We start from the raw sequence: 1,153 nt of genomic DNA on the forward strand, positions 1-1,153 counted from the left end.
GAAGGACGTGGCGAACAACGATAATGCCTCGGGGAGCCGTAAGCAGGCTTTGATCCGGGGATGTCCGAATGGGGGAACCCACGTGAGGTAATTCTCACGTACCATGCAGTGAATACATAGCTGCATTGGAGGCAGACGAGGGGAACTGAAACATCTAAGTACCCTCAGGAAAAGAAAACAAAAGTGATTCCGTCAGTAGCGGCGAGCGAAAGCGGATTAGCCCAAACCAGAGGGCTTGCCCTCTGGGGTTGTAGGACGCCGATGTGGATGCAGCAGGTTAGGTGAACCGGTCTGGAAAGGCTGGCCATAGTGGGTAAGAGCCCCGTAGCCGAAAGTCTGCGAACATCCTAGGCGTATCCTGAGTAGGGCGGGACACGTGAAACCCCGTCTGAATCCGGCAGGACCATCTGCCAAGGCTAAATACTCCCTGGTGACCGATAGTGAAGCAGTACCGTGAGGGAAAGGTGAAAAGAACCGCGGGAGCGGAGTGAAATAGAACCTGAAACCGTGTGCTTACAAGAAGTCAGAGCCCGTTAACGGGTGATGGCGTGCCTTTTGTAGAATGAACCGGCGAGTTACGTTCCCGTGCGAGGTTAAGGTGAGAAGCCGTAGCCGCAGCGAAAGCGAGTCTGAATAGGGCGCCTAAGTACGTGGACGTAGACCCGAAACCGTGTGATCTACCCCTGCCCAGGGTGAAGGTGCGGTAACACGCACTGGAGGCCCGAACCCACGAATGTTGAAAAATTCGGGGATGAGGTGGGGGTAGCGGAGAAATTCCAATCGAACTCGGAGATAGCTGGTTCTCCCCGAAATAGCTTTAGGGCTAGCCTCGGGAGATGCGTCGTGGAGGTAAAGCACTGATTGGGTGCGGGGCCCGCCAAGGGTTACCAAGTCCAGTCAAACTCTGAATGCCACAGACGTTATCCCGGGAGTCAGACAGTGAGTGCTAAGATCCATTGTCAAGAGGGAAACAGCCCAGATCATCAGCTAAGGTCCCCAAGTGTGTGTTAAGTGGGAAAGGATGTGGAGTTGCACAGACAACCAGGATGTTGGCTTAGAAGCAGCCACCATTGAAAGAGTGCGTAATAGCTCACTGGTCGAGTGACTCTGCGCCGAAAATGTAACGGGGCTAAACACACCACCGAAGCTATGG

Annotated in this window: 1 rRNA gene; it reads left to right on the forward strand. The window is 54.2% G+C overall.

Going from position 1 to position 1,153, the window contains the following annotated elements:
- Window positions 1-1,153, forward strand: a 23S ribosomal RNA gene (locus NI000_RS36510); the annotation flags it as partial.

Source organism: Paenibacillus tyrphae, assembly GCF_024158745.1.
Classification (GTDB): domain Bacteria; phylum Bacillota; class Bacilli; order Paenibacillales; family NBRC-103111; genus Paenibacillus_G; species Paenibacillus_G tyrfis_A.